This is a genomic window from Sphaerochaeta sp. UBA5849, assembly GCA_002432715.1.
Lineage (GTDB): Bacteria > Spirochaetota > Spirochaetia > Sphaerochaetales > Sphaerochaetaceae > Sphaerochaeta.
Genome location: DJGJ01000066.1, coordinates 106,130 through 107,671, shown reverse-complemented (window position 1 = coordinate 107,671; position 1,542 = coordinate 106,130). Strand labels below are relative to the sequence as shown.

The 1,542-nt window shown below is 59.1% G+C and carries 1 protein-coding gene and 1 pseudogene; both read right to left on the bottom strand.

What is annotated here, in order from left to right; translation table 11 throughout:
- Window positions 1-854, bottom strand: a pseudogene (locus B3K89_RS11795) (ISNCY family transposase); the annotation flags it as partial.
- 5 nt (window positions 855-859) lie between these two features.
- On the bottom strand, window positions 860-1,405 hold the full coding sequence (locus tag B3K89_RS11790; RefSeq protein ID WP_345907435.1) for a hypothetical protein: 546 nt from the start codon (window positions 1,403-1,405) through the stop codon (window positions 860-862).
- Between the last annotated feature and the right edge of the window lie 137 nt (window positions 1,406-1,542).

The window sequence follows — 1,542 nt, the reverse complement described above, 5'->3', positions numbered from 1 at the left end:
GGGACGGAGGTGGCCTCGAGCTCGATGCCCAGGGTTTTGCAGGCCGCTGCGAACTGGGTGAAGGTGTCCTTCTCCTCGTCGGGCTTGGAGAGGGAGTTGTACTCGAAGACGGTCCTGCGGTCGGTCCTGAACCGAGAGGGGATGCCGTAGAGCTTGAGGATCATGTACAGCACGCGGTAGTAGCCGTTGAGCGTCTCCTGGGTGTCGAACCACGCCCCCACCACCTCGCTGGTTGCATCGTCGACGGCCACATGCAGGTGCCATTTCCCGGCCCCCTTGGCCCAGACCAGCTCGCTGGCGTCCATCTGGATCATCTCCCCGAAATACTTGCTTCGCGGCCTGCGCGGATGCGCATCGGCGTCGTCCAGGATAGCCAGGGCGGCATTGATCTGCTCGCTTTCGGCCTTGCTCAGGTGCTCCTTCCGTGCAAGCATCCTCAATTTCTTCTCCATCAGCCTCTTGGTCGCCTTCTTCGAGCAGGGCGAGACGAGCATGGCCTGCTTGAGGATCGAGTGCACCGTCCCGTCCGACATGCTGATGCCGTGGTCCTCTTTGAGTATCTCCAAAAAATGGGTGAAGCTGGCGGTGCAGTAGGTGTCCTTGTACAGCCGCTCGACCAGTTCCCTCGTATCCTGCGGTATGGTGGTGGCGGGCTTTCTGCCCTTGTTGCGGTGGCTGAACCGCGACAGGTCTTCGCTTTTGCACCACTGCACGTACTTCAGAAGCGTCTTTCTGGTGCATCCCAGCTTCGCCCGGCCCCTTCGGATTGCCGTGTCGGTGCAGCCGAGGTCGATGACTTCCTTGGCGGCGTTGTACTTTTCCTGCTCGTTCGGCCTCAAATCCTTCAATTCCATCTCTTTCATCCTCCCCGGGGCGGTTTCTGCTGTTCTGCAGCCTCTTCAGCGAGAGCTGTCTGCAGCTGTTCGCCCCTGGGGCCGATCGTAGGGCCGACGAGCTCGACGAGGATGCAAAGGTTGTTGGATTGGGTGTAAAAGAGGTCCAGCACGTACCGCAGCCACTGATCCCCGCACCCCTTGAGGAAGGCCGCAAGGGAGCAGGAAATGTCGCATTCAGAAAGGCTGCGGCCGATGTAACGATGGATTTTCTCGACCACCGACGCCCACATTGTGCGCAGCCACGACCGCCAGTAGGATCTCGTGCGCGGGCTTGCCAGGCAGTAGTCCGCCTTGTTCTCCAGCACGGATTGTATGTCGCCCAGGCAGTACTGCTTGTTCCTGACGATGTCGGATTCATAGACTGTCGAGTAGCTTCCATCCTCCGGGCAACGGCAGACGGCAACGATACTCGTTTCCACCGCCGGACCTTCCTCAGCCGTGTACCGCCTGCCCCTCTTGCGCGAGAAGGCATACTCCAGCGCCCCGAGGCATGTGCGGCACAGCATCATGCCGTTGCCCTTCCTCAAGGATGGATGGTGTTGCTCTTGAACCTAAGCCGCTTCGATGGTATTGTTTCCATACGTATTTTGAGATAGAGGAAGTCTTATCAAGCGCCAACAAGACAAGGGACTTCCTCTTCTTTTTT